The following is a 26,976-nucleotide window of genomic DNA, read 5'->3' as shown; positions in this document are numbered from 1 at the left end:
GGGAATAAACTCTATAAGGTGCCATTTTGCCACCTTATAGAGCAGTAATTATTAAACGGTTAGATATTTCTGTTTGAGAGCTGCCATATCCTGGCTCACTTTTAAGTCCAGGATTTTAGCATAGTGCTGGGTTGTTTTGATATTGGTATGCCCTAACATTTTGCTGACTGTTTCTATCGGTACACTATTGGATAGGGTAACTGTCGTGGCAAAAGTATGCCTAGCCAGGTGAAAGGTCAAATGTTTATAAACATCCGATAAGTCAGCTATTTCTTTAAGGTAAGCATTCATTTTTTGATTACTCAATACAGGTAATAGCAATCCTTTATTTTCACATTGCGGATGATCCTGATAACGGTTTAATATTGCTAAAGCTACAGGGAGCAGTGGTATGCGGGAAGATGTATCCGTTTTTTGGCGACTGGTAAATATCCACTGCTCACCATCTATGCCAATGCCGATCTCGCTGCGTTTTAGCTTCTTTACATCAGCATAAGACAAACCGGTGTAACAGCAAAAAACAAAAACATCTCTTACTTGCTTCAGGCGCTCAATCGTAATCTTTGGGGATGTCGTAATATTATCAAGTTCCTGCTGCGTAAGAAAAGTGCGTTCTTTTGCCTTGGCAGTGGATTTAAAATTGATGAATGGGTTTTGCTTTAGCCAGCCATTAGCAATACAGTGATTAGCTATTTTTTTAAGATGTTTAATGTACTTGGCGGCAGATACACCGGTAATTTTACAATCTGCCTTCAGGTAAAACTCAAATCCTGTAATAAAGGCGTAGTTTAATTGGCTGATCTCTATATCTGTTTTGCCATATTTTTTTTGCAGGAAGCCAGTAAGGTGTTTTTCAGACGTATTGTATCCTTTTAATGTATTCGCCTCAAAACCATTACCAATCAATGCCTTTACTTTCGCATTATGTTCAGCAAACAGTTTCATCAGATAGCGACTCTTTTCTGTTTTCCCTGTGAACTGGTTCTGCAGGCTTTCAGTGGTGATGCGCTGGTTTGCATCAATCAACACCTGGTGCGCATTTCTAACTTTGGTTAGCAGGCTGTCCAGATAATAATTAAGCGATTTTATCTCTTCTTTTGCGCCGATGGCTCGACCCGCATGGCTGTTCCATTTGGCCGGATCACATTCACGCCCGGCAGACATTTCTACGCGTTTACCGTCTACGGTAATACGCATGTAGACGGCCATAGGGCCGCCTTTGTAGTTTTTTTGCTTTCTCAGGTAAAAAAGCAGATGGAAATTACTTTTCATAATTACAAGCTTAAAAGTGAAACAAAAGTAAGTTTGTAGCCTGCTATTATCAAGATGTTTAATGATTGAACATATTGATAATCAATTAATTATGAGCAATTCGGTGCGTAGCATTTTCCCATTTAGGTACGCACCGAATTTGCGTCTTTTTTGTTGCAATTGGGTGCATAAAATGGTGTTTGATAGAAACAAAAAAACCTGCAATCATTTGATTTGCAGGTTTTTAGCATCTTTCGATATTGTTTTAAGTAGCCCGTAGGGGAATCGAACCCCTGTTTGAAGAATGAAAATCTCCTGTCCTAACCCCTAGACGAACGGGCCATTTTTATTTTGTTTCCCATGGCTGGGATCGTATTGTGGCTTAACCGGGTGATTGTTAATGATCCGAACGGTTAAGATATTAAAAAACCCCAGATCTTTCGACTTGAGGTTTTGTGTCTTGGTAGCCCGTAGGGGAATCGAACCCCTGTTTGAAGAATGAAAATCTCCTGTCCTAACCCCTAGACGAACGGGCCTTTTTTTATTTTGTTTCCCTTGATTTGGGATTGCAAAGATAGAGTTTAAGTGATAAAATTAAAATAATTTTCAAAAAAAAATTAAATGGCCTGTAAAAATAGCTGTATATCAATCAAATAAAATAAAATTGCACCGCCGGGCTTGCAATCTTTAGCAGGTTAAGGCTATCTTTATTCCATAAATCAATCATCTTTTTATGAAAGCTATCTGGAATAACCAGGTCATTGCCGAAAGTAATGACACTATTGTTGTTGAAAATAATCATTATTTCCCTAAAGAAAGTGTTAAGGCCGAGTACCTTAAGCCATCTGATGTACATACAACCTGCCCTTGGAAGGGGCTGGCATCATACTACAGTCTTGAAGTTGACGGCAAAGAAAACCAGGATGCCGCCTGGTATTATCCCGAACCAAAAGAGGCTGCAACAAACATTACCAATTATGTAGCGTTTTGGAAAGGTGTTAAAATTACCGAATAAACTATGAAAACTTACGATGCCATTGTTATAGGTGCCGGTCAGGCCGGCGGTCCCTTAGCTAAAAGATTGGCTAAAGCCGGAAAAAAAACTGTTTTAATTGAGAAACGATTTTATGGCGGCACCTGTGTTAATGATGGCTGTACGCCCACTAAAACCATGGTTGCTTCGGCAAAGGCGGCTTATATGGCCACTAAAAGTTTTGAGTTGGGCGTGCCTGTAAAAAAGTTTTCGGTTGATTTGGCCGCTATCAAAAAGCGAAAGGACGAGATAGTATTACGCTCGCGCAATGGCGGATTGAAAGCCGCCGAAAAAACACAAAACCTTGATGTGGTATTTGGAGAGGCTGTTTTTACCGGCGAAAAAACAATTGAGGTTAGGCTTAACAGCGGTAAAAAGCAAAGCTTTTCGGCCGATCTTGTCTTTTTAAATCCGGGTGCTTTGCCTTTGATCCCCGAAATTGAGGGGTTGAATGAGATCCAGTATCTTAACTCAACCACCATCCTTGACCTTGATAAAGTACCGGAACATTTGCTGGTGCTGGGCGGTAATTATATCGGCCTGGAGTTTGGGCAAATGTTTCGCCGCTTTGGCAGTAAGGTTACTATCCTGGAAAAGTCGGAACGGATAGTTTCGCACGAGGATCAGGATGTTTCGGATGAGATGCAGAAGATTCTTGAAATGGAATCCATCACGGTTCACAATAACACGCAAGCCGTTAAGTTTAAGCAAAAAGCAGGTGGCAAAATAACAGTGACTATCTCGCAAAAAGGGGAGGAGCGGAAAATTAAGTGTACTCATGTGTTGGTAGCTGTTGGCCGCAAACCGCAAACTGAAGCTTTAAACCTGTCTGCTACCGGAGTTGAAACAGATGAGCACGGTAATATTAAAGTAAACGATAAACTGGAAACAACTGCTGCCGGCATTTATGCCCTTGGCGATGCAAAAGGAGGCCCGGCATTTACGCATATCTCCTATAACGATTATACTATAGTTTACCGAAACCTGTTTGAAGGTACAGATTACAATATCAAAGACCGCCCGGTGCCCTATTGTATGTTTACCGATCCGCAGCTGGGCCGTGTTGGAATTGACGAAACAGAAGCAAAAAAACAGGGCATCAAATATAAAGTGGCGAAACTGCCAATGGCCCACGTTGCCCGCGCCATTGAAACCGGCGACACGCGCGGTTTTATGAAAGCGATTGTGGACCCCGATACAAAAAAAATATTAGGGGCAACAGTACTTGGCCCCGAAGGCGGCGAGATCATGACTGTGCTGCAAATGGCCATGGAAGGTGGTATTACTTATGATAGGATCCGTTATTGTGTTTTTGCCCATCCGCTGTATTCCGAATCGTTGAACAACCTGTTCATGACCCTTGGCGACTAAAACCGGCGCGCATGATAAAAGTTGACAATGTAAGTAAGCATTTTGGCGGGGTTAAAGCGGTTGATGGGGTATCTTTTGAGGTAGAGGATCGGGAAAACCTGATCTTGTTAGGTACCAGTGGCTGCGGTAAAACCACCACGTTAAAAATGATCAACCGGCTTATTGAGCCAACAAGCGGCAGTATCTACATTGATGGTAAAAGCATCCTGGAACAGCAGCCAGAGATTCTGCGTCGTGGAATTGGTTATGTATTGCAAAATAATGGCCTGTTTCCGCATTATACTGTTGCCCAAAATATTGCTGTTGTGCCTAACCTGCTAAAATGGGATAAGCAGAAAACGGAAAAGCGTACAGCCGAGCTGATGGAAAAGCTTCACCTTGATGCTACATATCTCAACATTTATCCCAATGAACTGAGTGGCGGCCAGCAGCAGCGCATTGGCCTGGCCAGGGCATTGGTGTCTGATCCGCCGGTGTTACTGATGGATGAGCCTTTCGGCGCGCTGGATAATGTTACCCGCTCAAAAATTCATGCTGAGTTTAAGGCCCTCGATGAGTTGAAGCGTAAAACGATCATCATGGTAACGCACGATGTTCAGGAAGCTTTTGAATTGGGCGACAGGATCTGCCTGATGGATCAAGGCAAAATTATCCAATCGGGCACACCTGCTCAGTTACTTTTTAACCCGGTAAATGATTTTGTAAAAGATTTCCTGAAGCATCAGCGCCTGCAATTGGAGTTTAAAGCCATTAAACTGAACGATCTTTGGGAACTGCTGCCCGAATTGCATAAAGAAACAAATGCATCGTCATTTACCGCTGATACTAACTTGTGGGAGGCGTTGGAGAGTTTTAAATTCAACAATGGTGAAACTATCAATATCAGTAAAGATCAAAACCAGGTTAAAACCGTAAGCTTTGAGCAGTTGATGTCGGCCTTTTATCAATATAAAAACCAGCAAGCCCATGAATGAGCAGCAGCAAACTTTATGGCAGTTTATGCAGCAGCAGTCGGGCAAGCTGCAGGAGCAAACCTTGCAGCATGTTGGGCTTACGTTTATTTCGCTCTGCATCGCTGTACTGGTAGGTTTGCCGCTGGGTATCCTTATCGTTCGTAAAAAGCAATTGGCCGGTGTTGTTTTAGGTATTGCCGGGGTATTGCAAACTATTCCAAGCATAGCCTTGCTTGGTTTTATGATCCCTGTTTTTGGTATCGGCCCTAAGCCTGCCATTGTCGCCCTGCTGTTATACGCTTTGTTACCCATAATCCGTAACACTTACACTGGTATTTTAGGGGTTGATGCAGCGGTTAAAGAAGCCGCGGTTGCTATGGGCATGAGCAAATGGCAGATCTTGTTTAAGGTAGAGCTGCCCCTGGCCATGCCTGTGATATTTGCCGGCATCCGTACCGCTACCGTGATCAACGTAGGTGTTGCAACGCTGGCTTCGCTCATTGCAGCCGGTGGCTTAGGTGAGTTTATTTTCGGTGGTATCTCGTTAAATAACACCAATATGATATTGGCCGGGGCTATTCCTTCGGCATTACTGGCAGTTATTTTTGATCTGCTGTTATCTATGGTGCAAAAGTTCAGCTTTAAAAAGCTTGGGCGTGTTGTATATGTATTTCCCGCATTGCTCATCGTGTTATGCCTGTTTTACATTATCCCTGCAAAATCAAAAGGAAAGCTTACCGCAGGCTTTACGCCCGAGTTTATGGGTCGCCAAGATGGTGATCTTGGCCTCCGGAGCAAATACGGTCTAAAGATCCATACCATAGTGATCAGTGATGCTGTGATGTATAAGGCCGCGTTTGAAAAACAGCTTGATGTGATCAGTGGCTACTCAACCGATGGCAGGTTAAAGGCTTATAACCTGGTTGTGCTGGATGATGACAAGCATATTTTTCCACCATATTATGCGGCACCAATAGTTCGTGATGATGTATTGAAAAAATTTCCTGACCTTGAACAGACATTAAACCTGCTTGCCGGTAAAATAAATGATTCGGTCATGACGGTTTTAAATTACCGTACCGACTATCTTCACCAAAGCCCCGAAAGGGTTGCTAAGGATTTTTTGGTAGCCAATAAATTGTGGCGAACTGAGCGGGGTGGAAGTGATGGCGTAGTGCGCATAGGGTCGAAGATATTTGGAGAGCAATACATCCTGGCCAATATGTACAGCATGCTGATAAAGGGCTATACAGACCATGATGTATCGACAAAAACAGGCCTCGGTGGCACAAAGATATGTTTTGACGCACTAACCAATAACCAGATAGATTTTTATCCGGAATATACGGGTACGGGTTTGCTGGCTATTTTGCAGGCATCGCCCACAATAATAAATGAGGTAACAGTAAACAGGGATAGCACATACAATTACGTACAACGCCAGTTTGAAAGTAGGTATCAGATTAAATGGCTTAAACCAATTGGCTTCAACAATGCTTACGCTTTAATGATGCGGCAACAGCAGGCTAGGCAATTGGGTATTAAAACAATTTCAAGCTTAAAGCAGTTTTTGGATAGGAAGTAACATCAATGGATTTAATAGCCCGGTACAAAGAGGTACGCCAGCGTACAGAAAAAATTTGCTCGTTTCTGCAAACGGAAGACTATGTAGTACAGCCTGTGGTAGATGTTAGTCCGCCGAAATGGCATATTGGTCATGTCACCTGGTTTTTTGAAACCTTTATCCTTAAGCCCTACTTTATGGGCTACCAGGAGTACAATCCCGATTATAATTACGTTTTTAACAGTTACTATGAAACCGTTGGTACGCGCGTGATCCGTACGGACAGGGGCAACCTGAGCCGTCCTACGGTTATTGAAATTTATAGCTATCGTAAATATGTTGATGAGGCCATGGAAGGCTTTTTGTGCGGTGAGGTAAGTGATGATGTTAAAGAATTACTGATTCTCGGTTTTAACCACGAAGAGCAGCATCAGGAGCTTTTAATGACTGATATTAAATTTATTTTGGGGCATAACCCACTATTCCCGGCTTATGATAAAAACTATGCTGCACCTCATGCTGACGAAGGAGAGAGCGATGTTTTTATTAACATGAACGAAGGTATTTATGAAATAGGTTTTACCGGCGATGGCTTTTGCTTTGATAATGAGCTTAACCGCCATAAGGTGTACCTGAATGCCTATCAGATAAGCCCTAAGCTGGTAACCAATGCCGAGTACCTGGAGTTTATTAGTAGCGGTGGTTATCATGATTTCCGTCACTGGCATGCCGAAGGTTGGGATTGGGTAAAAACCAATAAGGTTGAAGCACCGTTGTACTGGCATTTGATAGATAACGAATGGCATAATTATACCTACCGTGGCCTGGAGCCATTGCATTTAAAAGAGCCGGTTACCCACATCAGCTATTTTGAGGCCTATGCCTACGCCTCATGGAAAGGGTTAAGGCTACCAACCGAATTTGAGTGGGAAGCCGCCGCGTCAAAGTTTAATTGGGGCCGCCGTTGGGAATGGACGGAGAGTTCATATCTGCCTTACCCCGGTTTTGCAAAAGCTCCGGGTGCAATAGGCGAATACAATGGTAAATTTATGGTTAACCAAAAGGTGCTGCGAGGCGCCTCGGAAGTTACGCCTCCGGGTCATAGCCGTGTAACCTATCGCAATTTTTTTCAGACAAATTTACGATGGCAATTTACTGGCATAAGACTTGCGAGGTAAATTGTTCACAAAAACCACCATCATCACCTATGAATCAAGTTTTTACATCAACAGCCGTTAATTGCACCATAAGCGCCGAAAATCAGCAGTTTTATGCCGACGTTATTGCTGGGTTGCAATCAGAGCCTAAGCATCTTAACTCAAAATATTTTTATGATGCCAATGGTGATAAGTTGTTTCAGGAGCTTATGAATTGCCCTGAATATTATCCAACCAATTGCGAGCTGGAGATCTTTTCGGAAAAAACTGCCGAGATCTGCGATGCGCTGATTGCCGATGGTGACGCTTTTGACCTTATAGAGCTTGGTGCCGGCGACGCCACTAAATCCACCTACCTGCTTAAGTACCTGCTGGATAAAAAAGCTGACTTTACCTATCTGCCTATTGATATTTCAGATAACGTGATATCGTACCTTAACATAACCCTGCCGGTAACTTTGCCGGGGTTAAAGATCACCGGGCTTAACGGCGAGTATTTTGAAATGCTTAATAAGGCGGCAACTATTTCGCCGAGACGCAAGGTGGTGTTGTTTTTGGGCTCTAACATTGGCAATATGCCGCTTGATGTGGCCATTGAATTTTGCCGCGAATTGAGGAATAACCTATCAGAAGGGGATATGGTATTAATTGGCATGGACCTGAAAAAAGATCCGCGGGTTATCCTTGCTGCTTATAATGATAAAGACGGTATTACCCGCGAGTTTAACCTCAATTTGCTTCGCCGTATTAACCGCGAGCTGCATGCCGATTTTGATGTAAGTAAATTTGAGCATTATCCAACCTATGATCCTGAAACCGGGGCTTGCAAAAGCTACCTCATCAGTTTGCAGGATCAGCAGGTAACCATCGGCAATGAAAAAATAGATTTCAAAAAGGATGAATACATCTACATGGAGATCTCCCAGAAATTTACACTGATGCAAACCGATCAGATTGCCATAAACACGGGCTTTCAGCCGGTAGGGCAATTTTTCGATACTAAAAAATGGTTTATCGATGCGGTGTGGGTGGCAGCGTGACCGCTGAGTAGGAGTGATTACGTTGATTTCACTGATACTTGAAAAAGCTCAGAAAAATCAACGTAATCAGTGCAATCAAAAAATATCAACGGTTCAGAGCACCTTCGGGTTCAATTCCGAATCTATCAGTTCGCCGATGGGTTTGCCCATCAACCATTTGTGGTGGTCTTTTTTTTGCCATTCATTTTTATAAGGGGAGATGCGTGCGCCGTCGGCAACGTAAATTATGGTCATGACCTCACGCATTTTATCTGAGTTATTGCCGGGGGCATTATGAATAGTAAAGCCCCGGTGCCAGGTAGCATCACCGGCCTTCATGGTGTTGGCCCGGGTTATTTCAAATCCTTTTTCTTTAACGTAATCATCAAATGCCGATTCCGATTCGTCAGAAATTTCGGTGTTAAATACCGCCCCGTTAACATATGAGCCCGATGCAAAGGTTAGCATCCCCATGTTTACATCAATATCAATCAGCGGCATCCAAAGGGTTACGGTGTTATTGGTATCGATAGGCCAATAGTACTGATCCTGGTGCCATGGCGTGGGGCCGCCGCCAGGTTCTTTAAACAGGGCCTGGTCATGATAAATACGTACGTTTTCAACCCCCATCAGGTCGGCAGCAATTTTTGCCAGCCGTTTTGAAAGTACAAAAGCTTTAACATCTTCATCAACCTGCCAAAGGTTCATGATCTGTAAAAAGGCCTTACCGTAGGTATCCCGTTCTTCCAGTTTGCGCTTTTCGGTATTGTACCTATCGGCTGCACCAACAATTATAGGGCGATAGGCATCAATTTCATTTTTTGTAAGCACTTCGTGTACAAGGGTATGGCCTTTTTCACGAAATTCATTAATATTGTGGTTGGATAGTTTTGTAAAATTATCAAGTGACGGTAAATGAGCGATCTGTGTCTTCATAGTTTTTAGGTTTATATTTCAAAGTAAGCTTAACTTTAGTTGAAAAAAAATGAAATGAATGGTACATTTATGGGTGATTTTATCCGTAATTTGAGTTATAATTTTATTTACGTTAAAATATGCAATGATAAAAGCGTCGTACGAAGTTCTTCAGCCTACAAATACGCAATCATTTCTTGTGCGGAAATTTGATAAGCTGGCATTTGATGCCCCTTACCATTTTCACGAAGAATATGAATTGACGTGTATTATAAGTGGTACTGGCAAGCGCTATGTTGGCAGCCATATGGAGGATTTTGCGTGCGGCGATTTGGTTTTGCTTGGCCCTAACCTGCCACACTGCTGGAAGCTTGAACCCAATGAAACTGTGCTCCGCGAAGCATGCGCAGTGGTGATCCAGTTTAATGACGCATTTTTAGGCGAGGAGTTTTTTAACAAATTTGAGCTGCAGTTAATTAAAAAGCTTTTTCAGCAAAGCGGTTGCGGGGTGTCATTTTATGGCGAAACGCGGACCGAGGTTAAAAAGCTGTTGCTAAGCCTGGTTGAGGAAAAAAGTAATTTCAGGATGCTGATAGGTCTGCTGGAAGTGCTGCATCGTATGGCTTCGTCAGATGAATATGTGTTGCTCGATCAGCACCGGATCATAGGTGAGCGTTCCAATACCGAACGCGAGCGGATCAACCCCGTTTTTGCTTATTTGGTTGAAAATTTCAGAAAACACGTATCGTTAGATAAAGCGGCCAGTATTGCCAATATGACGCCGAATGCATTTTGCAAATACTTTAAAAAAGTTACCCGCAAAACGTTTATGGAAACTATAATTGAGTACCGCCTTAATTATGCCATACAGCAACTGGTACAAACGGATAAGCCTATTTCAGAAATTTCATTTGAGAGCGGCTTTGGAGATGTATCGCACTTTTATAAAATGTTTAAAGCCAAAATGAACCTGAGCCCGCTCAATTACCGCAAAAGGTTTATGCGCAACCTGGCAGGCGATAAGAAGCTATCGGCGTAGTTGGGAGTCAGAAGTCGTAAGTCAAAAGTCCTGAGTTATGGTTGCTTTCCCGATTCTGACTTCATACTTAGAACTAAAGACTTGAGACTAACATCACGTTACATTGATAATGCCTCGCTTAATGGCATAAATAACCAGCCCGACCAGGTTCTTTGATCCGGTTTTTTCAAACAGCCTTGCACGGTAACCTTCAACAGTACGTACACTCAGGAAAATTTTATCTGCTATCTCCTGGTTGGAGCACTCCTGGCAAACCAGTTTAAGCACTTCAATTTCGCGTTCATTAAGATCGGCTTTATTGTTGGGCATATTATCAACCTGATCATTGCCCACCAGCTGTTTAATCAGGGTTATGGAAAGATGTTCATTAAAGTAGAACCCCTTGTTGTAAACAGTTGATACTGCTTCAATAATTTCTTCCGGTTCGGCATTTTTAAGCAAATAGCCCGATGCGCCGGCCTTCATCATGTCTACAATATATTTGTCCTCATTAAACATTGATAAGGCCAGGATCTTGATATCCTTAAAATGCTGATGAACATAAGCCGCGGTTTGGATACCATCCATCTCAGGCATTTTAATATCCATCAATATAACGTCAGGGATTTTGTCGGTCAATAACCCTATCAATTCCTTTCCGTTCGAAGCTTCAAGCAGCAGCTCAAAATCTCCGCAATCTTCAAGGGTAGCTTTTAAACCATTTCTGAAAATTTTATGGTCGTCTACTATACCTAATTTAATTGGGCCCATAGGTGGTTGCAAAATTCAAATAATCAATAAATATAGACTATTGATCTTAACTATACTACTTTTAATTTAATGATTGTTATTGCTCCGCTAAGCGGTTTGCTGTACGTATTTATTTCGCCGTTAATGAGTTGCACGCGGCTTTGTAAATTTTTAAGGCCAAAACCCTGCTTAATATCACCCATATTAAAGCCCTTGCCATTATCCTTAAATTCCATAACAAGATAGCCAGCTTCTAAGGCCATATTAAGGTTGATGACAGTAGCCTCCGAGTGCTTGATTGCATTGCCAAAAAGCTCCTGGGCTATGCGGTAAAGCGCCAGCTCAATTTCATTTGGGAAGCGTTTATCGGCAAAGTTTTTTGTGAATTTAACTTTGATATGCGTATTGTTTTCAACCTTGGTACATAGCGCCTCCACCGCAACCAGCAAGCCATAATCGGTAAGGATAGGGGGCAGTACGTTTTGGATGATATTCCTGATCTCCTGGATACATTCATCGGCCAGTTTGCGCGTATCCAAAAGCAGAGGTTGGGTTAGTTCATTTACACAGTTTTTATCAAGCCGGTGCAGGTTAAGCTTTATAGCCGAAAGTACCTGGCCAACACTGTCATGCAGGTCTTCGGCCAATCGCCTGCGTTCACTTTCCTGGGTTTCAAAAACGGCGGTCATAAGGTCGGTTTGCCGGGCATCATGCAAAGCGCGCAACTCTGCCTGGTTTTTTAGCATTCTCCGCTGATATACGATTACGAAGAAGAATAAAAAAATAATCAATACAACCACCACAAGTGTGCCGATGATGAGAACAGGGATGAGGCCGTTTTCAGATACCTGTAGGATTGGACTGTTATACATAATATATTATATACAAACCTAAATTTATGATGTTTTTTGTGGTTTGCAGAGTAAACCTATCGAATATAATATATTAGCTATAATATTCGTAACGCTATGGATCATGTAATAGTTATGTTGTTGCGCTTTTGGTATACGGTCTAATAGCATGAATAGGAAAATATTAACTGCCGAATAAAATAAAACTCCCGCATTAATCCAGAAAGGTCCCTGCTTCTCGATATGTACAAATTCCTGTGGGTTTAAGAGCTGGTAAAAGTATATTAATGATAAAATGATTAAAAATATACCTAAAGCGGTGTTTGATACAGATGGGTACTCAAATATATTGGAATTGTATATTAACAAAATTAAAAGTGTAACGGCTCCTAATGATAAGGTTATTTTTTTTTGTAAACTATTAACAAATAGTTGATAGTATATCGCTGAAAAAAATAGGATACTAAGCAGGTTGTACAAATGAAAGAATGGCATATTGTTTTTTAACCCAGCTTTAGCGGCAAGCCAGGTGGCTGGGTCAAAAAAGCATGAGATTAAAAAAAAAACAGCAGCTGTCTTTAACACCTTATCCAGTAACTTACGATTATACAAAGCGGCTAATACCGGTAAGAAACCAGATAAAATGGAAACAAGATCAAATGTATAATCTAAAGACATGCTAAAGTTTGCTGTTTTGCTATTCGGTTTTCCCTGTAAGCTTGTTTTGTGGGCAACCGGTTGAGCCAGGACAAGGATAAGATTGCTCTCCAAGTATATTAGACGTTGCGGCAGACATCAAGGAAAACGTTTGTACTCCTTCAGGAGCTTTTGCTTTTGGTGCCGTATCATCAGGGAGCTGATCTTCGCCTGTTTCAAGAACCCCGGTGATAATAAAATGCTGTTGTCCGCCAACGTTGGCAATTACAGATAATAAAAAATTGCTTATTGCTATCCAGAATTTTTGCCAGCTGTTCAGCCTTTGATCATTTGCATAATAAATACGGATACCCATGCAATCGGGCTGGTTAAGTATTGTATTTAATATTTCGCGACCAAAAAATTGTGATATTATATCTTTAGGATTGCGGTGTCTGTGGTTTTCAGTCCATTGTGCAGCTAAATCAAGTTCAATTGGTGCGCCTTCCTGGCCGGTAATAGGTGATGAAGGTTTTCTTTCTTGTGTTTCCATAAAAAATAATAGCGTGTAGGGATTTATTGTATAAAACTAATGCTAATATGTAACTCTTTCAATCATAGCTCCGGTTACTTGGCATATTGCGGTCTTTTTTTGAGTTTTTAAATTATTGATTTATAGGTATTTGTGTTTTTGTTCCGTTTTATTACGGGTTTATTATGCGTGTTTTTACGTATCAGAAACTGTAATCTTACGTGGCTTAAAACAGGTGTTGTTTTTTGCTTTTTCCGTGTAAATAAGACGCTTCAACGGCCGGGTGCTTGTATTAATATAAGTATTATTTATTATACTGTTTTTGTAATATTAATATGGCGGTTGCTGGTTTTTGCGCAGCTTTTAAAAGCATAGTTAAACAGGGCAAAAATCAGGCGGCGCTTTATACCTGCAACAAACAAGATTTATAAGGCGTATTCCCTTTGGCCTGAAAGGAGCAGTTGTTTTATACGTATTTCCTAAGCGTAGTTCTACGCCTCATTTATGTTGAGGGTACGCTGTTAAATAGCGTACAGTTACAGGTTATAATAGCGTAGTGGCAACGTTGATTGCGTACCGGTTTTGCCCAAACTTTGACTCAGCAAATAAGCTGTACTCAGCTGCTTGCGGTGGAGTATGCTGAAAATCCAGTTTAAAGAGTAAGCCGGTACAAATACTAATCAAAAACTTATGAACTACATTATTAAAGGGAACCTACGCGGTTTATTATGCTCAGACTGCGAACTGCCTGTTGCGGGGACAGCGGTAAAAGTTTATCGCACCGCCGATCAGCAAAACGAAACCCGGCTTGCCGTCGCCGATCCCAAACAAACCTTTCACCAGGTAAACGATGAAGAGCTGAAAGCAAAGGAACGACTGTTCATTACCCAGGCCGACGTGCAAGAGAGCGGCGATTTTACTATAGAAATTGATGGCGCTAAATCTGGTTATGAGGGTGGCAGTATCGATGTGGACTGGTATTGTGGCAACGTGCCCTTCAAAATCCCGCTGCCTAAAAAAGGCCCGGCATTGCAGTTTCATATTACCACGCTGCAACCCCTGTATAAAAGCACCCAGGAAAATGCTCAATATGCAAGATTTGATTATAAAATAGATTCCAAATGGTTTTGCCGCATCCTTACCCTGCTGGATATCTGGGTGGTTTGCGGTTATGTAAACGATTGTGAAACCCAAAAGCCAATTCCCGGCGTTAAGGTTTTTGCCTATGATGTAGACCTGCTGCAAGATGACTATTTAGGCAATGCCTATACCGACAACAACGGCAAATTCACTATCGTATACCCCGGCGACAATTTCCGGAAAACCTTATTGCCATGGCTAAATGTTGAATGGCCTGCCGGGCCTGATTACTATTTCAGGGTTGAAAGTTCGTCGGGCACCGTCCTGCTGGCCGAAGATCGTACCCGTGGCCGCCAGAACGACAGGCACAATGCCAATAACTGTTTTTGTGTAAAACTTTGCATTAAAGGTGGCGGTATCATTACCAGCGATACACCATGGTTTACTTCAGTGGGGAATTTCAGCATTACATCTGACATTGACGGCAGCGGTAAAACCCTCACCGGCAAATTTGGAGCAGGTGGTACTGGTTATGGTTTCTTTGGTTCGGTAAAGCTTGGGGGCTATGCCACCAAGAAAGTCCCTTCAGCACCTGGCAGTCCGCTTTATTACCGCTTTTTGTTTTCGACCGATAATGTAAGTTTTAATCCTGTAACTACCGCCCAGATGGAAACAACGGCTTTAAAAGTTGCCACCCGGCAAATCACCTGGAATGGTACTACTGCGTTTCAGAATGTAGTGATAGATATTAACCAAGCAGCTTCGGTGCCCGATAGCATCCCTGCTGATAATTACCCTAATGCAATCCCTGATCATGTGCTGCACCCGGATGCTAATGGCTGGGTGCGGGTTGATCAGCCTGCGCTTGATAATGGCTTTTATGGCTCGCTGTTTTATTTAAATACTGTTACCATTATTGGCGGAGGCGACGCAAGCGCCGGGTTAACCCCGGGGTTAGCAGTACCTGCGGCCAATCAGAAAAACGGCAGAATGCTATATATCCAATTCCAAACTACCGATGACCCGGCTAACCCAGGCTCGCCTAACCTTAATACGCAATCGCTTATCGGTAAGATCTATGTGAACAACTGGAATGAGGTGAGCCTGCTTAAACTGGAAGAACTTTTTGCCGGCGGAGGCAGCGGCTGTACCCCGGTGGGTGGAGCTGCACATGCCGATTACACTGTAGATCATGAGCTGATTGCCAGCTGGTCGCTGGGTGTATGGTCAAACGCTACCGGCACGGTAAATGGCTTACCCAGTGGAACAGTTCCGCGCGGTGACGCCAAAAAGTTTAACCTGGCCGCGCCAGCCCCATTTGTTTTAACTCCTCCTTTCAGCGCATGGCCCTCATGTGCTTATAGCCTAACCCTGACAACTTATCGCAAATTAACTACCGGCGAAAGTAACGACTGGGCAAAAACGAACCAGGTTATCTTTTGCAAGTAACCTGTATGTGTACGGGGATGAGGGTGCCGTTGCATGTCGGCACCCTCTTATTGGTGCTTTTTAAAAGAGCCTCAGAATGTACGACGCTTCATAAAGGATAAACAGGATCACCAAAACTGCGTGGAAATTCCGGTTCTCTACCTTTATAGCAATCATACATAATATGAAATGACTGATATTGCGGATTGGATATTCGATATTATAGTGGTGTACATATGTGGCCCCTTTTATCTCGGTATCGATAAGATCAAGCAGGTAACTTGCACCTAAGATGCCAAAAATCCATTTCCGCCGCGAATAAAAGTAGTCCTTGTAACCCTGGTAATCTTTCAGGTCATCAGGATATAGCAGCGCGCAAACGCTGTAATAGGTTACTATGTATATGATGATGAAAAAGTATTCGGCAAAAAGCCAATGCTTTATTTCATGCAGATTGATTTCCCACCACCAAAAATGCAGCAATAAAATAAAAAGGTAAAGTGTCCACAAATTGTGGACCCAATAAGGTTTATCCCTGCCGGGGTGCTGAATCTGCTTGGCTGCTCCTTTAAGCAGATGGGTAATACTAAGACCTAATGTAATGCTGATAACAGCCTTGATGTGACTAAAGGTATCCATAGGCAGACGTTGGATTTGATAACTAAAAGTAAATATTTTAATTTATCAATCACAACAGGGTCAACGGTTTGGGCAGGAAAACGGAGAAAAGCCTTGTTGTATTTTAGAGTATGTAAACTGCTCTGATAAAAAGAGTACTATTACCCGAATGATTATCGGCAATAATAATTAGTTTTAACATACTATGAAACCGGCATGTAAAATAATAAGCACTGTAATTTGTTTTGCCATTTTAATGATTTGCCTGTCTCCGGCAAATTCTCATGCTCAAAATAGCTTACCCAAAAACTTGAATGAAGCTATTTTGTGTCTCAAACAAAATCTGTCAAAAATCGAATTGTACGAGTTTAAAAAACTGCCTGAAGAAAAAGCGGTTGCCGAACAGCATTTTAAAACCGGCTTGTGGATTAGAAACAATTGGATTAGAGGGGGAAGGGATGCTGCCTTAACAAAGTACTTCAATTCATTAGATATTCATAGTGCGGACGATATGTCGTCAATAATTTTGACCTCGTTGCATCGAAGCCTTAATCATAAAAATATTGATGTTAATAAACAAGTTGAAGGATATAAAGCTTATTGGACGCTGATCATTGAATGTGATAAAAAACAAAAAGAGGATGCGTTCAAAACTTACAATAAATTCAAGGTTGGTGATGAAATTTCGATATACATGCCCGTTGATGATAGTGACGGGGATAGAAATGTCTTTGAGTACATGTGTCCAAAAGTGGAGTGGATATTTAATCCCCAAAAAGATTTATTGATGAAGGGCAAAATAGTAGAAAAATATGTTATCAATAGCCCCCAAAATGGCTTTTTCAAGGTTAAGGTAGGATATATGAATTATGGCAACACTCAGGTTCTTGGTAAGAATGTTAAGGTAGGTGATGATATAGATTGTTCACTTATTGGGTTGAAAGTTAAATAATAGGATAACTTTCAACCCGTTTGTTTGAGCCACTTTTAACTAATAAGCCTGCTCTGACTAAAATATCGCCTCGGCAATCCTTTTAGTAGGCCCTGCATTACTCATGGTGTAAAAATGTAGCACCGGCGCGCCAAAGGCGATCAGCTCTTTACACTGGTTGATCATCCATTCAATACCAACCTCTTTTACCGCTTTTTCGTTTTCACAAGCATGGATAGCATCGCTCAGATCTTCAGGGATATCGATATGGAAGGTTTTTGATAATGTAACCAGTTGCTTTGATGAGGTGATCGGCTTTAATCCCGGAATAATAGGCACGTTGATGCCATTGGCCCGGCAGCCGTTCACAAATTCTTTGTATTTGTCAATGTCAAAAAACATCTGGGTTACAATAAATTGCGCACCCATCTCTACCTTTTGTTTGAGGTATTTGAAATCGGTTTTGAGGTTAGGGGCCTCAAAATGCTTTTCAGGATAACCGGCAACACCTATGCAGAAATTTGTTTTGACCGTATTGCCATGATCTTCGTGCAGGTAAATACCGTTATTAAGGTTTACCACCTGCTGCAGTAATTCAGTGGCGTAACAATGACCGTTGGGAGTGGGCACAAAAGATGAGTCACCAAGCCTTGCGTCGCCACGTAATACTAATACGTTCTCGATTCCTAAAAATTCCAGCTCAATAAGCGCGTTCTCGGTTTCGTCTTTGGTAAAACCGCCGCAAAGGAGATGAGGCACAGTATCAACCTTGTACTTATTCATGATAGCCGCACAAATGGCAATGGTGCCGGGGCGTTTGCGGTAAGATAGTTTTTCGAGCAAACCGGTTGGGTGCTGCTTGTAAATAAAATCCTCGCGCAGGGTGGTAACATCAATGAACGGAGGTTTAAACTCCATCAATGGATCGATAGCGTTGTAAATGCCCTGGATGCTCTGCCCCTTTAAAGGCGGGATCAATTCAAAAGAAAAAAGTGTTTTGCCGTTGGCGTTTGCTATATGTTCAGGTATTTTCATTTGCCCCTTTTTAGAGTTGCAGTTGCAGAAGCAGTTGCAGTTTTATTTTTATTGTTTTTTGAATGTTGGTTAAGTTAGTAGCAGGCGTTCTTTCTCGCGTTCAGCTTTTAGGTAAGAACTTTTCCGGATTTTGAGCCATTCCGTTTAGCATCCTGCCAATTTCCTGATATTTAGTTTGAAGATTTGTATGAACCTGTTGATCGATATACTCACAATCTAAAGCAAAGTCCAGCCAAATTGACGTTTCTGTCGCTTCTCCGTCGGCATCAGTCATTTTGGAAGTGAAATGCTTCGGATAAATACGTTTCCTATATCCCTCTCCGATATTGACGCAAACAGATCTCGATGATCGTCTTATTTGATCGGTAAGTGAATATCGTTCTTCTTTAGGAAACGCTTTTGTAAGTTTAAAAATGTCGCTTGCTGTTTCAAATGCAAGTTTATAAACTTTTAAATCCTTAAAACTTCCGGTCATGTGTGATTTATGTTAACGAAATAACTACTACTAAAAGCTGCCACTAATAATTTATATTGAACTATGAGGTAACTGCCACTAATAATTAATATTCGGCCCCAACCATCTCTCCACATCTTCCAGCGGCATGTTCTTCCTTATCGCGTAGTCCTCCACCTGGTCCTTGCTGATCTTTCCCAGTCCGAAATACCTTGCCTGCGGGTGCGCGAAGTAGAAACCACTTACCGATGCAGCCGGCATCATGGCCAGGCTTTCGGTAAGGTGCATGTGGGCATTATCTTCGGCCTTCAGCAATTCAAACAATGTAGTTTTTTCGGTATGATCCGGACAGGCAGGATAACCCGGTGCCGGGCGGATGCCCTGGTATTCCTCTTTGATCAAATCAACATTGCTTAGCTGTTCGCCTTTGGCATAACCCCAGTGTTCTTTACGTACCAGTTCGTGCATTTTTTCGGCGAAAGCTTCGGCAAGGCGGTCGGCAAGAGCTTTAGCCATAATGCTGTTATAGTCGTCATGGTCGGCCTCAAACTCAGCTACCAGCTCATCGCAACCTAAGCCGGTTGTTACGGCAAAGCCGCCAAAGTAATCGGGTACGCCGCTTTCTTTTGGTGCGATAAAATCCGACAGGGCAAAATACGGATCGTTCTTCACCTTTTCGGCCTGCTGACGAAGCGTATGGATGCGCGTTAGCACATTTGTGCGGCTTTCATCTGTATATAGTTCAATATCGTCGCCTACGCTGTTTGCCGGCCAAAAACCGATAACACCGCTTGCTGTCAATAGCTTTTCATCAACAATGCGTTTCATCAATAACTGCGCATCGTCAAATAGTTTTTTGGCTTCAACGCCTACAAACTTATCATCAAAGATCTTTGGATAGCTGCCGCGAAGTTCCCAAGTATGGAAAAACGGCGTCCAGTCGATGTAAGGCAGTAATTCTTCAAGCGGGTATGCTTCAAATACTTTAGTGCCGGTAAATGCCGGTTTCGGGGCCACATCACCATCCAGACTGATCTGGAATTTACCTGCGCGGGCTTCTTCAATGGTTACAAAGCGTTTGTCGGATTTTTTGTTGGCATGCGCCTCGCGAGCTTTGGCATATTCATCTTTAATGCCATGGATATAAGCGTCGCGGTTATCCTTACTCATAAGGCTGCTGCACACAGTAACACTTCGTGATGCATCCAGAACGTGAATAGCAGCACCAGAATATTGAGGCGCAATTTTTACAGCCGCATGAATACGTGATGTAGTAGCGCCGCCGACAATCAACGGTATGGTGAAGTTTTCACGCTCCATTTCCTTGGCAAAATGCACCATTTCATCAAGCGAAGGGGTGATGAGGCCACTTAAGCCTATAATATCAACATTTTGCTTTTTAGCTTCTTCAATAATGCGTTGTGCAGGCACCATCACACCGAGGTCTATCACCTCGAAGTTGTTACAGGCCAGTACTACGCCAACTATATTTTTACCAATGTCATGCACATCGCCTTTTACGGTTGCCATTAATACCTTACCGGCGTTAGCACGCTGATCGGCATTAACGTTATTCTTTTTTTCTTCTTCGATGAAAGGTAGGAGGTAGGCCACCGCTTTTTTCATTACACGGGCCGATTTTACTACCTGTGGCAAAAACATTTTGCCTGCACCAAACAAATCGCCTACTATGTTCATCCCATCCATTAGCGGGCCCTCAATAACTTCAAGCGGTTTACTGTAGGCCTGGCGGGCTTCTTCTACATCGTTATCCAGGTACTCAACAATGCCTTTTACCAGTGAGTGGGAAAGGCGTTCCTGAACAGTGCCTTTGCGCCATTCTTCGTCGCGTACCACTTCCTTACCTTTGCTTTTGATAGTATCTGCAAATTCAACTAACCTTTCTGTTGCATCCGGGCGACGGTTAAGCAGTACATCCTCAACTAATTCAAGCAGGTTTTTGGGTATTTGTTCGTAAACCTCCAGCATGCCTGCGTTTACAATGCCCATATCCATCCCCGCTTTAATAGCGTGGTACAGGAAGGCCGAGTGCATGGCCTCGCGCACGGTATTGTTACCTCTGAACGAGAACGAAATATTACTCACCCCACCGCTCACTTTGGCATGGGGCAGGTTTTGCTTGATCCAGCGGGTGGCTTCAATAAAGTCAACCGCGTAGTTGTTATGCTCCTCCAAACCGGTAGCAACGGTTAGGATGTTGGGGTCGAAAATGATATCCTGCGGCGGGAAGCCCACTTCGTTAACTAATATATCATATGATCGTTTACAGATCTCAATGCGTCGCTCCAATGAATCGGCCTGGCCGGTTTCGTCAAAGGCCATTACTACGGTAGCTGCACCATAACTCAATATCTTGCTGGCGTGTTCCCTGAATTTATCTTCGCCCTCTTTCAGAGAGATGGAGTTCACGATGCCTTTGCCCTGTACGCATTTTAAACCCGCCTCGATCACTGTCCATTTGGAGGAGTCGATCATGATAGGCAGCTTGGCAATATCCGGTTCAGAAGCAACCAGGTTCAGGAATTTCACCATTACCGCTTCCGAATCGATCATGCCCTCATCCATATTGATATCGATGACCTGTGCGCCGCCTTCTACCTGCTGTAAGGCAACAGATAATGCGGCCTCATAATCTTCGGCAAGGATAAGTTTGGAGAATTTTGGTGAACCGGTGATATTGGTACGCTCGCCCACGTTCACAAAAATGCTTTCGGGTTTTATGGTAACGGATTCCAAGCCACTCAGGCGCATATCCGGCTCAATTTGAGGGATAGGGCGGGGTGGGAATGCAGCAGCCTTATCGGCAATACATTTAATATGATCGGGCGTTGTACCACAGCATCCGCCTACAATATTCACTAAGCCAGCTTTAATAAAATCATCAACCTGGTGAGCGGTTTCGTGAGGGGTTTCATCATACTGGCCAAACTCGTTAGGTAAACCGGCGTTTGGATAGGCCGATATGTACACGCCTGCTTTTTCAGAAAGTTCGGCGAGGTGCGGGCGCATTTCTTTTGCGCCCAAAGCGCAGTTTAAACCTACCGAAAGCAGGTTGGCATGGCTTATCGAGTTCCAGAAGGCCTCAACCGTTTGCCCGGAAAGGGTACGGCCGGAAGCATCGGTAATGGTACCTGAGATCATGATGCCACCGCTATCGCGGAAAGCAGGAAAATCCTTACCGGCAGCTTTGCATTCCAGCTCATAACGTTTTATGGCGAAAAGGGCTGCCTTGGCATTAAGGGTATCAAAAATGGTTTCAACCAATAATAAATGCGAACCGCCGTCAACCAAACCACGAACCTGGTCATAGTAGGCCTCGGCCAGGTCATCAAATGTAACGGCACGATATCCCGGGTCGTTTACATCGGGCGATAGGGAAGCTGTACGGTTTGTTGGACCTACGGCACCGGCAACAAATCGCGGTTTGGCAGGGTTGCGCTGGGTATATTCGTCGGCTACTTCACGGGCAATACGTGCACCTTCGTAGCTTAGCTCATAGGCCAGTTCTTCGAGGTGGTAATCGGCAAGGGAAATTACCTGCGTACTGAAAGTATTGGTTTCAATGATATCGGCACCAGCATCTAAATATTCGGCATGGATAGCCTTGATAATATCAGGACGTGTAATATTGAGCAGGTCATTATTGCCCTGCAGGTCGCTATGGTGATCGCGAAAACGCTCACCACGAAAATCCTTTTCGGTAAGCTGGTACCGCTGTATCATGGTACCCATCGCTCCATCAATTACCAGGATGCGTTTTTGTAATTCTTTTCTAATGTCCATTTTTTGAGATGTGAGATATGAGCTTTGAGATGTGAGACCGGGGCGAAAAGCCTTGGATACTCAATACTTTATCTCATATATCTGATAAAAAGATATTAAACAAGCAATCGGAAAGAGCAGGAGCTATCTCAAATCTCAAATCTAATATCTCAAATCTAAATACAGCTTATATCGAAAAGTCGGGTGTTATTATGACTTTCGCTTATCTGTCCGGGCGCATAATTGCTGCCTGGTAGAATGTAGCACCTTGTGAAGCACAGGTTGCTAAGACATCGCAGGGTCTAATCCCTCCGTCTTTCTCCATAAGCACTGCAAATTTGCGTAATAAAGTTATCATTTGCAAGTGTATAAGGTATACAATATATCATAGCTAAGCCACATTGTTAAACAAAAAAAGCTGCCTTTTTGGAGGCAGCTTTTTGATTGAGTTTCTTACTGAAATTATCTTCTTCTGCCGAATAAACGGAGGATCATGAAAAACAGGTTGATCAGGGTGATGTATAGTGTTAATGCACCCATCAGCGCCAGTTTTTTCGAGCTTGCATCGCCGTATTCAATGCCCGCGCCAATACGTTTAAGCATTTGCATGTAGTAAGCAGTTAAACCGGTAAATACCGCTATGCCTATGTAGCTGATGATATAGCCCATTTGTTCGCTGTGCATAAAGAAGTTTGCCAGTGAAGCTACAAATATACCGATGAACAGAATGTACATGATTGAGCCAAACTTGGTTAAATCCATTTGAGTGGTGTAACCAGCAATGCCCATGATACCAAAAGTTACCGACGCGGTGATGAAAACACCTAATATTGATGCAGATGTATAAATCAAAAATATCAGGCTTAAACTGATACCGATAAGCGTGGCATAAGCCACAAAAAGCAATACCAGTACCGGGTACGAAATACGGTTATAGCCAAACTGCATTACCAGTGAAAACGCTAATGGTGAAAACAAGGCGAAGTAGCCGAAAGGTGTAAAGCCGGTTGGGCCAACGATCAGGCTCAGCAGGCCCATGTTTAAAAACAGGTATACAGTTACAGCCGAAACGCCGAGCGCAACAAACATCCAGCTGAAAACGCCGGCCATAAACCTGCGTGAAGAAACTTCTGATTGATCTCTAACTTCGATAACATTATCGTAGTTGTATTTAGATTCTTTAAATTCCATTTTTTGTTAAAATTATAGTACGAATTTATGAATAAAAAGTGAATATGAGGTGAAGAATATATGCCTGTCTCTCCACCGCGTCATTGCGAGGAACGAAGCAATCCCCAAGAGGCAGAGCGGCCATGCAGGTTTCTCTGTACAGTCGGGGATTGCTTCGTTCCTCGCAATGACGCAGTGGTTTAGAGTTAATTTAAACGACGCATCAACTGCTCTTCTACCTTTTTAAAAACCTGTACAGGTTTTAATGCCCGCCAGCCGAGGTTATCGAGCTCGCCGCCAAAGTTGATGTAATAATCGATATTGCTGTTCTTAAACTCTTCAATCACGTGTTCGCGGAAATTGATGCCCGCTATCCAGCCATCCTCAACATCCTGAAACCACTCTTCATAGTAGCAATCATCACTTGAGTGAAAGTTAAGTACGTTTTCGCCTATCAGGATAAAGTGGGTGATGCCGTTATCGATCATGAGGTCGAGCAGCTCACGCTTCAATAGCATGATGTCGTTATTAATGGCATCATTCCATTCGCCTATCAATTCAATAATGGTGTAGCCTTTATCGTAATCGGCAAAAAGTACTTTAAGGTAAAGTGTATTGGAGCCGAAGGAATCCCATTGGGGGTGCAGCAGGTAATTATATACCTGCTTGTCAAATTCAAATTCGCTGTATTCGGTAGCATAAAAAGGCGAAAACTCATCTTCAGATGCTACGTAATCATCTCTCCAGCGGTAATATGGTTCAATATCGTGCATTGTGTTAATTCCAAATTTGTCTGAACCTGAATTTATTGAATTGAGGAATTTCTCGAATGCTGCTTTGCATTTTCAAATTTTCAAATCAACACATTTTCAAATTCAGTTTATTTTTTTAAATAATGATAAACAGCGTTCCGTACGCTGCCGTATTGTTTCAGTAACGCGGCTGCTTCCTCTTCGCTCAAGCCGGTTTCGTCCATTACCATGTGGGTGCCCCTGTTCACCAATTTATGGTTGCTTAACTGCATATCAACCATCCTGTTCCCTTTTACGCGGCCAAGCTGGATCATAACGCTTGTGCTCAGCATATTCAAAACTAATTTCTGTGCGGTACCGGCTTTCATACGGGTTGAGCCCGTTAAAAACTCCGGTCCCGTTACTACTTCAACCGGGTATTGTGCCACAGCTGCTACCGGACTGCCACTGTTACAAACAATACAGCCAGTAACTATATTGTGTTCGTTAGCGGTTTTTAAGCCGCCAATTACATAAGGCGTAGTGCCCGAAGCCGCTATGCCAACCACCACGTCTTTATCATTGATATTAAATTCCTGCAGATCAAGCCAGGCTTGTACGGCATCATCTTCGGCAAATTCAACCGCTTTGCGGATAGCGCTGTCACCGCCGGCTATGAGTCCAACCACCATATCAAACGGAACGCCGAATGTTGGCGGGCATTCTGACGCGTCAACCACACCTAACCTGCCACTGGTGCCGGCACCTATATAAAACAACCGGCCGCCGCTTTTCATCCTTTCGGCAGTGATGGTTGCAAGCGCTTCTATTTGTGGCAGGGCCTTTTCAACAGCCAATGGAACGGTTTTATCCTCGTTGTTAATGTTTTCTAAAATTTCCCTTACGGTCTGTTTTTCGAGGTTTTTATAGTGCGATTCCCTTTCGGTGGTGGTTTCCATAGCCTATTTTCAAATAATTTATAACAAAATTCGGTAAAAATCATCAAATGCAAGGGTGCAGGTAAAAATTATTGACCTTGCATTTGTTAACTTTGTGTTATAAATTATGAAGAGGACCGCAGGTGTAATTTTCCGGACAATGATCCTGCTATTTTTGGGGATAATGATAGGCTTATTGCTTAACAGGGATTTTGCGACCCATAATCTCGGTCTTTCGTTTACTGCAAACAGCAAAATTGCCAAAGTACTGCAACTGGTTGACCGCAACTATGTTGATAGTGTGAACATTGACAGCATTGAAGGTGTTTCGGTAAATAACCTGCTTCAAAACCTCGATCCGCATTCGCTGTATTTACCCCAGCAGCAGGCCCAATCCATTAATGAAAGATTAGACGGTGGTTTTAACGGCATAGGCATCGAGTACCAGTTGCTGCGCGATACCCTGATCATAACACAGGTTTATGCCGGTGGCCCGGCCGAAAAGGCAGGACTGCTGGTAGGGAGTAAAGTGATCAATGTTGATGATAAAAAGTTTTCGGGCAGTAAGCTTACAGCAACCCGCATAAATGGTGTTTTTAGGGGAGATAAAGACGCGGAAATAAAACTGACTGTATTACCTCCTTTAAGCAAAGACCTGAAAATACTTAAGGTTAAACGCGGTCATGTAGATTTGAGTAGTGTTGACGCCGCCTATATGGCCGATGCCCAAACAGGTTATATCAAGATCAGTAAATTTTCGGCTACTACCGATGTTGATTTCAGAAAAGCATTAACTACGCTGAAAAATGACGGGATGGATAAATTGTTACTTGACCTGAGAGGCAATGGCGGTGGGTACCTAAACGCGGCTACCTCAATGGCCGATGAGTTTTTAACCGGCGGAAAGCTGATAGTTTATACCAAAGGGATTCACGAGCCACGTACCGATTATTTTGCCACAGATTCGGGCATGTTTCAGAAAGGAAAAGTCACCGTACTTATTGATGAATATTCGGCATCGGCAAGTGAAATTTTAGCAGGTGCCCTGCAGGACCTTGACAGGGCAACTATCGTTGGCCGCAGGTCGTTTGGAAAAGGCCTGGTGCAACAGCAGTTTGCTTTTGACGATGGTTCGGCAGTGAATTTAACGGTGGCGAGGTATTATACCCCGTCGGGCCGCTCCATCCAAAAATCATACAAAAACGGGGTAGACAAATACCGCAATGAACTGGCCCAGCGCATGCAAAAAGGCGAGCTTTTTTCAGAACAAAGCAACCTGAACGATAGTGTGTTTAAAGGAACACCGTCATTCCATACCTCAACCGGTCGTAAAGTTTTTAGCGGGGGAGGTATTATGCCGGATGTTTTTGTACCGGCTGATACCAGCAGGTTTACACCGCTGATCCAGGACCTGAGCCAACAGCAATTGTTTACCGCATATGTTATTGACCGCCAGCAGAAACTGCTTAAACAATACCCCACTGAGCGTGAATTTTTAACACAATATGCCGTTAGCAATGATGAGGTAGATCAATTTATCCTGTATGCATCGCAAACTGTTAAGGAAATGGATTCGCACGAAGTGCAGATTTCCCGGGAGCCTATAAAAACTATCCTTAAGGCTCAGACCGCGCGCTTTAAATGGGGAGATAATGCCTATTTTAAAGTGATAAACACTGATGACGTGGCATTTAAAAAAGGGTTGGAGCAGTAAACAGAACCTTGATTTTCTTGATTTGAGGATTTCCTGATATAGCT

At 43.0% G+C, this 26,976-nt stretch carries 23 protein-coding genes, 2 tRNA genes and 1 riboswitch; of the genes, 10 read left to right on the top strand and 15 right to left on the bottom strand.

Going from position 1 to position 26,976, the window contains the following annotated elements:
• Positions 1–51: 51 nt before the first annotated feature.
• The 3 genes from MTO98_RS32645 to MTO98_RS32635 form a co-directional block, all read right to left on the bottom strand.
• A complete protein-coding gene (locus tag MTO98_RS32645) occupies positions 52–1,272 on the bottom strand; it encodes a site-specific integrase (RefSeq protein WP_243483756.1) in 1,221 nt (406 codons plus the stop codon).
• A 249-nt stretch (positions 1,273–1,521) separates the two neighbouring features.
• Positions 1,522–1,593, bottom strand: a tRNA-Glu gene (locus MTO98_RS32640).
• Positions 1,594–1,712: 119 nt separating this feature from the next.
• A tRNA-Glu gene (locus MTO98_RS32635) sits at positions 1,713–1,787 on the bottom strand.
• 197 nt (positions 1,788–1,984) lie between these two features.
• On the opposite strand from MTO98_RS32635, the gene MTO98_RS32630 reads away from it, so the two are divergent.
• From MTO98_RS32630 to MTO98_RS32605, 6 genes are read left to right on the top strand one after another with little or no spacing between them, the layout of a single operon-like run.
• Entirely contained in the window at positions 1,985–2,266 is a 282-nt protein-coding gene (locus MTO98_RS32630; RefSeq protein WP_110584115.1) for a DUF427 domain-containing protein, read from the top strand.
• A 3-nt stretch (positions 2,267–2,269) separates the two neighbouring features.
• Complete coding sequence (locus MTO98_RS32625) at positions 2,270–3,655, top strand: mercuric reductase (RefSeq protein WP_243483754.1); 1,386 nt, start codon at positions 2,270–2,272, stop codon at positions 3,653–3,655.
• Positions 3,656–3,666: 11 nt separating this feature from the next.
• The gene (locus tag MTO98_RS32620; RefSeq protein WP_243483753.1) at positions 3,667–4,629 is read left to right on the top strand and encodes an ABC transporter ATP-binding protein; all 963 of its coding nucleotides are present in this window, start codon (positions 3,667–3,669) and stop codon (positions 4,627–4,629) included.
• Positions 4,622–6,193 carry an ABC transporter permease/substrate-binding protein gene (locus MTO98_RS32615; protein ID WP_243483751.1) on the top strand — a complete coding sequence of 524 codons (1,572 nt, stop codon included), beginning with the start codon at positions 4,622–4,624 and terminating at the stop codon, positions 6,191–6,193. The genes MTO98_RS32620 and MTO98_RS32615 overlap by 8 nt, the downstream gene beginning before the upstream one ends.
• 5 nt (positions 6,194–6,198) lie before the next feature.
• Entirely contained in the window at positions 6,199–7,350 is a 1,152-nt protein-coding gene (egtB, locus tag MTO98_RS32610; protein ID WP_243483748.1) for an ergothioneine biosynthesis protein EgtB, read from the top strand.
• 29 nt (positions 7,351–7,379) lie between these two features.
• A complete protein-coding gene (locus MTO98_RS32605; protein WP_243483746.1) occupies positions 7,380–8,369 on the top strand; it encodes an L-histidine N(alpha)-methyltransferase in 990 nt (329 codons plus the stop codon).
• Between the two features lie 93 nt (positions 8,370–8,462).
• Here MTO98_RS32605 and MTO98_RS32600 read toward each other — a convergent pair whose 3' ends face one another.
• Complete coding sequence (locus tag MTO98_RS32600) at positions 8,463–9,284, bottom strand: phytanoyl-CoA dioxygenase family protein (protein WP_243483744.1); 822 nt, start codon at positions 9,282–9,284, stop codon at positions 8,463–8,465.
• 124 nt (positions 9,285–9,408) lie between these two features.
• Between MTO98_RS32600 and MTO98_RS32595 the strand changes: the two genes are divergently transcribed.
• Positions 9,409–10,302, top strand: coding sequence for an AraC family transcriptional regulator (locus MTO98_RS32595; RefSeq protein WP_243483742.1), 894 nt, complete (start codon positions 9,409–9,411; stop codon positions 10,300–10,302).
• 93 nt (positions 10,303–10,395) lie between these two features.
• On the opposite strand, the gene MTO98_RS32590 is transcribed toward MTO98_RS32595, so the two are convergent.
• The 4 genes from MTO98_RS32590 to MTO98_RS32575 are packed head-to-tail and all read right to left on the bottom strand — an operon-like array spanning position 10,396 to position 13,071.
• Entirely contained in the window at positions 10,396–11,052 is a 657-nt protein-coding gene (locus tag MTO98_RS32590) for a response regulator transcription factor (protein ID WP_243483740.1), read from the bottom strand.
• Between the two features lie 50 nt (positions 11,053–11,102).
• The gene (locus MTO98_RS32585) at positions 11,103–11,903 is read right to left on the bottom strand and encodes a sensor histidine kinase (RefSeq protein ID WP_243483738.1); all 801 of its coding nucleotides are present in this window, start codon (positions 11,901–11,903) and stop codon (positions 11,103–11,105) included.
• Between the two features lie 24 nt (positions 11,904–11,927).
• Positions 11,928–12,560 (bottom strand): hypothetical protein, encoded by a 633-nt coding sequence (locus MTO98_RS32580; RefSeq protein ID WP_243483736.1) that lies wholly within the window; start codon positions 12,558–12,560, stop codon positions 11,928–11,930.
• A 19-nt stretch (positions 12,561–12,579) separates the two neighbouring features.
• On the bottom strand, positions 12,580–13,071 hold the full coding sequence (locus MTO98_RS32575; protein ID WP_243483734.1) for a hypothetical protein: 492 nt from the start codon (positions 13,069–13,071) through the stop codon (positions 12,580–12,582).
• Positions 13,072–13,740: 669 nt separating this feature from the next.
• Here MTO98_RS32575 and MTO98_RS32570 point away from each other — a divergent pair.
• Positions 13,741–15,579: a hypothetical protein gene (locus MTO98_RS32570; protein WP_243483731.1), complete on the top strand. Its 1,839-nt coding sequence runs from the start codon at positions 13,741–13,743 to the stop codon at positions 15,577–15,579.
• A gap of 60 nt (positions 15,580–15,639) precedes the next feature.
• Here MTO98_RS32570 and MTO98_RS32565 read toward each other — a convergent pair whose 3' ends face one another.
• Positions 15,640–16,197 (bottom strand): hypothetical protein, encoded by a 558-nt coding sequence (locus tag MTO98_RS32565; RefSeq protein WP_243483729.1) that lies wholly within the window; start codon positions 16,195–16,197, stop codon positions 15,640–15,642.
• Positions 16,198–16,381: 184 nt separating this feature from the next.
• Here MTO98_RS32565 and MTO98_RS32560 point away from each other — a divergent pair, with 184 nt between their 5' ends.
• On the top strand, positions 16,382–17,128 hold the full coding sequence (locus tag MTO98_RS32560; RefSeq protein ID WP_243483728.1) for a DUF6794 domain-containing protein: 747 nt from the start codon (positions 16,382–16,384) through the stop codon (positions 17,126–17,128).
• A 57-nt stretch (positions 17,129–17,185) separates the two neighbouring features.
• Here the strand turns inward: MTO98_RS32560 and metF are convergent, their stop codons facing one another.
• From metF to murQ, 6 genes are all read right to left on the bottom strand, one after another.
• Positions 17,186–18,142 (bottom strand): methylenetetrahydrofolate reductase [NAD(P)H], encoded by a 957-nt coding sequence (gene metF / locus MTO98_RS32555; RefSeq protein ID WP_243483726.1) that lies wholly within the window; start codon positions 18,140–18,142, stop codon positions 17,186–17,188.
• A 100-nt stretch (positions 18,143–18,242) separates the two neighbouring features.
• A complete protein-coding gene (locus MTO98_RS32550) occupies positions 18,243–18,617 on the bottom strand; it encodes a four helix bundle protein (protein WP_243483723.1) in 375 nt (124 codons plus the stop codon).
• 78 nt (positions 18,618–18,695) lie between these two features.
• Entirely contained in the window at positions 18,696–22,400 is a 3,705-nt protein-coding gene (gene metH, locus MTO98_RS32545) for a methionine synthase (RefSeq protein WP_243483721.1), read from the bottom strand.
• A 199-nt stretch (positions 22,401–22,599) separates the two neighbouring features.
• A riboswitch (SAM riboswitch) is annotated at positions 22,600–22,709 on the bottom strand.
• A 132-nt stretch (positions 22,710–22,841) separates the two neighbouring features.
• Positions 22,842–23,570, bottom strand: a complete 729-nt coding sequence (locus MTO98_RS32540; RefSeq protein ID WP_243483719.1) for a Bax inhibitor-1/YccA family protein — start codon at positions 23,568–23,570, stop codon at positions 22,842–22,844.
• Between the two features lie 185 nt (positions 23,571–23,755).
• Entirely contained in the window at positions 23,756–24,322 is a 567-nt protein-coding gene (locus MTO98_RS32535) for a hypothetical protein (RefSeq protein WP_243483717.1), read from the bottom strand.
• A gap of 107 nt (positions 24,323–24,429) precedes the next feature.
• The gene (gene murQ / locus MTO98_RS32530) at positions 24,430–25,239 is read right to left on the bottom strand and encodes an N-acetylmuramic acid 6-phosphate etherase (RefSeq protein WP_243483715.1); all 810 of its coding nucleotides are present in this window, start codon (positions 25,237–25,239) and stop codon (positions 24,430–24,432) included.
• A 106-nt stretch (positions 25,240–25,345) separates the two neighbouring features.
• Between murQ and MTO98_RS32525 the strand changes: the two genes are divergently transcribed.
• Positions 25,346–26,932, top strand: a complete 1,587-nt coding sequence (locus MTO98_RS32525) for a S41 family peptidase (protein WP_243483713.1) — start codon at positions 25,346–25,348, stop codon at positions 26,930–26,932.
• The last annotated feature ends 44 nt before the right edge of the window (positions 26,933–26,976 follow it).

The sequence above is a fragment of the Mucilaginibacter sp. SMC90 genome, assembly GCF_022811725.1.
Lineage (GTDB): Bacteria > Bacteroidota > Bacteroidia > Sphingobacteriales > Sphingobacteriaceae > Mucilaginibacter.
This window is presented reverse-complemented; position numbering and strand designations above follow the sequence as displayed.

What these genes read in the sequence shown, in the direction of transcription:
- MTO98_RS32620 (WP_243483753.1), top strand. Translation starts at nt 3,667, where the DNA reads ATGATAAAAGTTGACAATGTAAGTAAGCATTTTGGCGGGGTTAAAGCG.
- MTO98_RS32580 (WP_243483736.1), bottom strand. Translation starts at nt 12,560, where the DNA reads ATGTCTTTAGATTATACATTTGATCTTGTTTCCATTTTATCTGGTTTC.
- MTO98_RS32600 (WP_243483744.1), bottom strand. Translation starts at nt 9,284, where the DNA reads ATGAAGACACAGATCGCTCATTTACCGTCACTTGATAATTTTACAAAA.
- MTO98_RS32560 (WP_243483728.1), top strand. Translation starts at nt 16,382, where the DNA reads ATGAAACCGGCATGTAAAATAATAAGCACTGTAATTTGTTTTGCCATT.
- MTO98_RS32570 (WP_243483731.1), top strand. Translation starts at nt 13,741, where the DNA reads ATGAACTACATTATTAAAGGGAACCTACGCGGTTTATTATGCTCAGAC.
- MTO98_RS32540 (WP_243483719.1), bottom strand. Translation starts at nt 23,570, where the DNA reads ATGGAATTTAAAGAATCTAAATACAACTACGATAATGTTATCGAAGTT.
- MTO98_RS32585 (WP_243483738.1), bottom strand. Translation starts at nt 11,903, where the DNA reads ATGTATAACAGTCCAATCCTACAGGTATCTGAAAACGGCCTCATCCCT.
- MTO98_RS32535 (WP_243483717.1), bottom strand. Translation starts at nt 24,322, where the DNA reads ATGCACGATATTGAACCATATTACCGCTGGAGAGATGATTACGTAGCA.
- MTO98_RS32630 (WP_110584115.1), top strand. Translation starts at nt 1,985, where the DNA reads ATGAAAGCTATCTGGAATAACCAGGTCATTGCCGAAAGTAATGACACT.
- MTO98_RS32605 (WP_243483746.1), top strand. Translation starts at nt 7,380, where the DNA reads ATGAATCAAGTTTTTACATCAACAGCCGTTAATTGCACCATAAGCGCC.
- MTO98_RS32615 (WP_243483751.1), top strand. Translation starts at nt 4,622, where the DNA reads ATGAATGAGCAGCAGCAAACTTTATGGCAGTTTATGCAGCAGCAGTCG.
- MTO98_RS32645 (WP_243483756.1), bottom strand. Translation starts at nt 1,272, where the DNA reads ATGAAAAGTAATTTCCATCTGCTTTTTTACCTGAGAAAGCAAAAAAAC.
- MTO98_RS32575 (WP_243483734.1), bottom strand. Translation starts at nt 13,071, where the DNA reads ATGGAAACACAAGAAAGAAAACCTTCATCACCTATTACCGGCCAGGAA.
- egtB (WP_243483748.1), top strand. Translation starts at nt 6,199, where the DNA reads ATGGATTTAATAGCCCGGTACAAAGAGGTACGCCAGCGTACAGAAAAA.
- MTO98_RS32550 (WP_243483723.1), bottom strand. Translation starts at nt 18,617, where the DNA reads ATGACCGGAAGTTTTAAGGATTTAAAAGTTTATAAACTTGCATTTGAA.
- MTO98_RS32525 (WP_243483713.1), top strand. Translation starts at nt 25,346, where the DNA reads ATGAAGAGGACCGCAGGTGTAATTTTCCGGACAATGATCCTGCTATTT.
- metF (WP_243483726.1), bottom strand. Translation starts at nt 18,142, where the DNA reads ATGAAAATACCTGAACATATAGCAAACGCCAACGGCAAAACACTTTTT.
- MTO98_RS32625 (WP_243483754.1), top strand. Translation starts at nt 2,270, where the DNA reads ATGAAAACTTACGATGCCATTGTTATAGGTGCCGGTCAGGCCGGCGGT.
- MTO98_RS32595 (WP_243483742.1), top strand. Translation starts at nt 9,409, where the DNA reads ATGATAAAAGCGTCGTACGAAGTTCTTCAGCCTACAAATACGCAATCA.
- MTO98_RS32590 (WP_243483740.1), bottom strand. Translation starts at nt 11,052, where the DNA reads ATGGGCCCAATTAAATTAGGTATAGTAGACGACCATAAAATTTTCAGA.
- MTO98_RS32565 (WP_243483729.1), bottom strand. Translation starts at nt 16,197, where the DNA reads ATGGATACCTTTAGTCACATCAAGGCTGTTATCAGCATTACATTAGGT.
- murQ (WP_243483715.1), bottom strand. Translation starts at nt 25,239, where the DNA reads ATGGAAACCACCACCGAAAGGGAATCGCACTATAAAAACCTCGAAAAA.
- metH (WP_243483721.1), bottom strand. Translation starts at nt 22,400, where the DNA reads ATGGACATTAGAAAAGAATTACAAAAACGCATCCTGGTAATTGATGGA.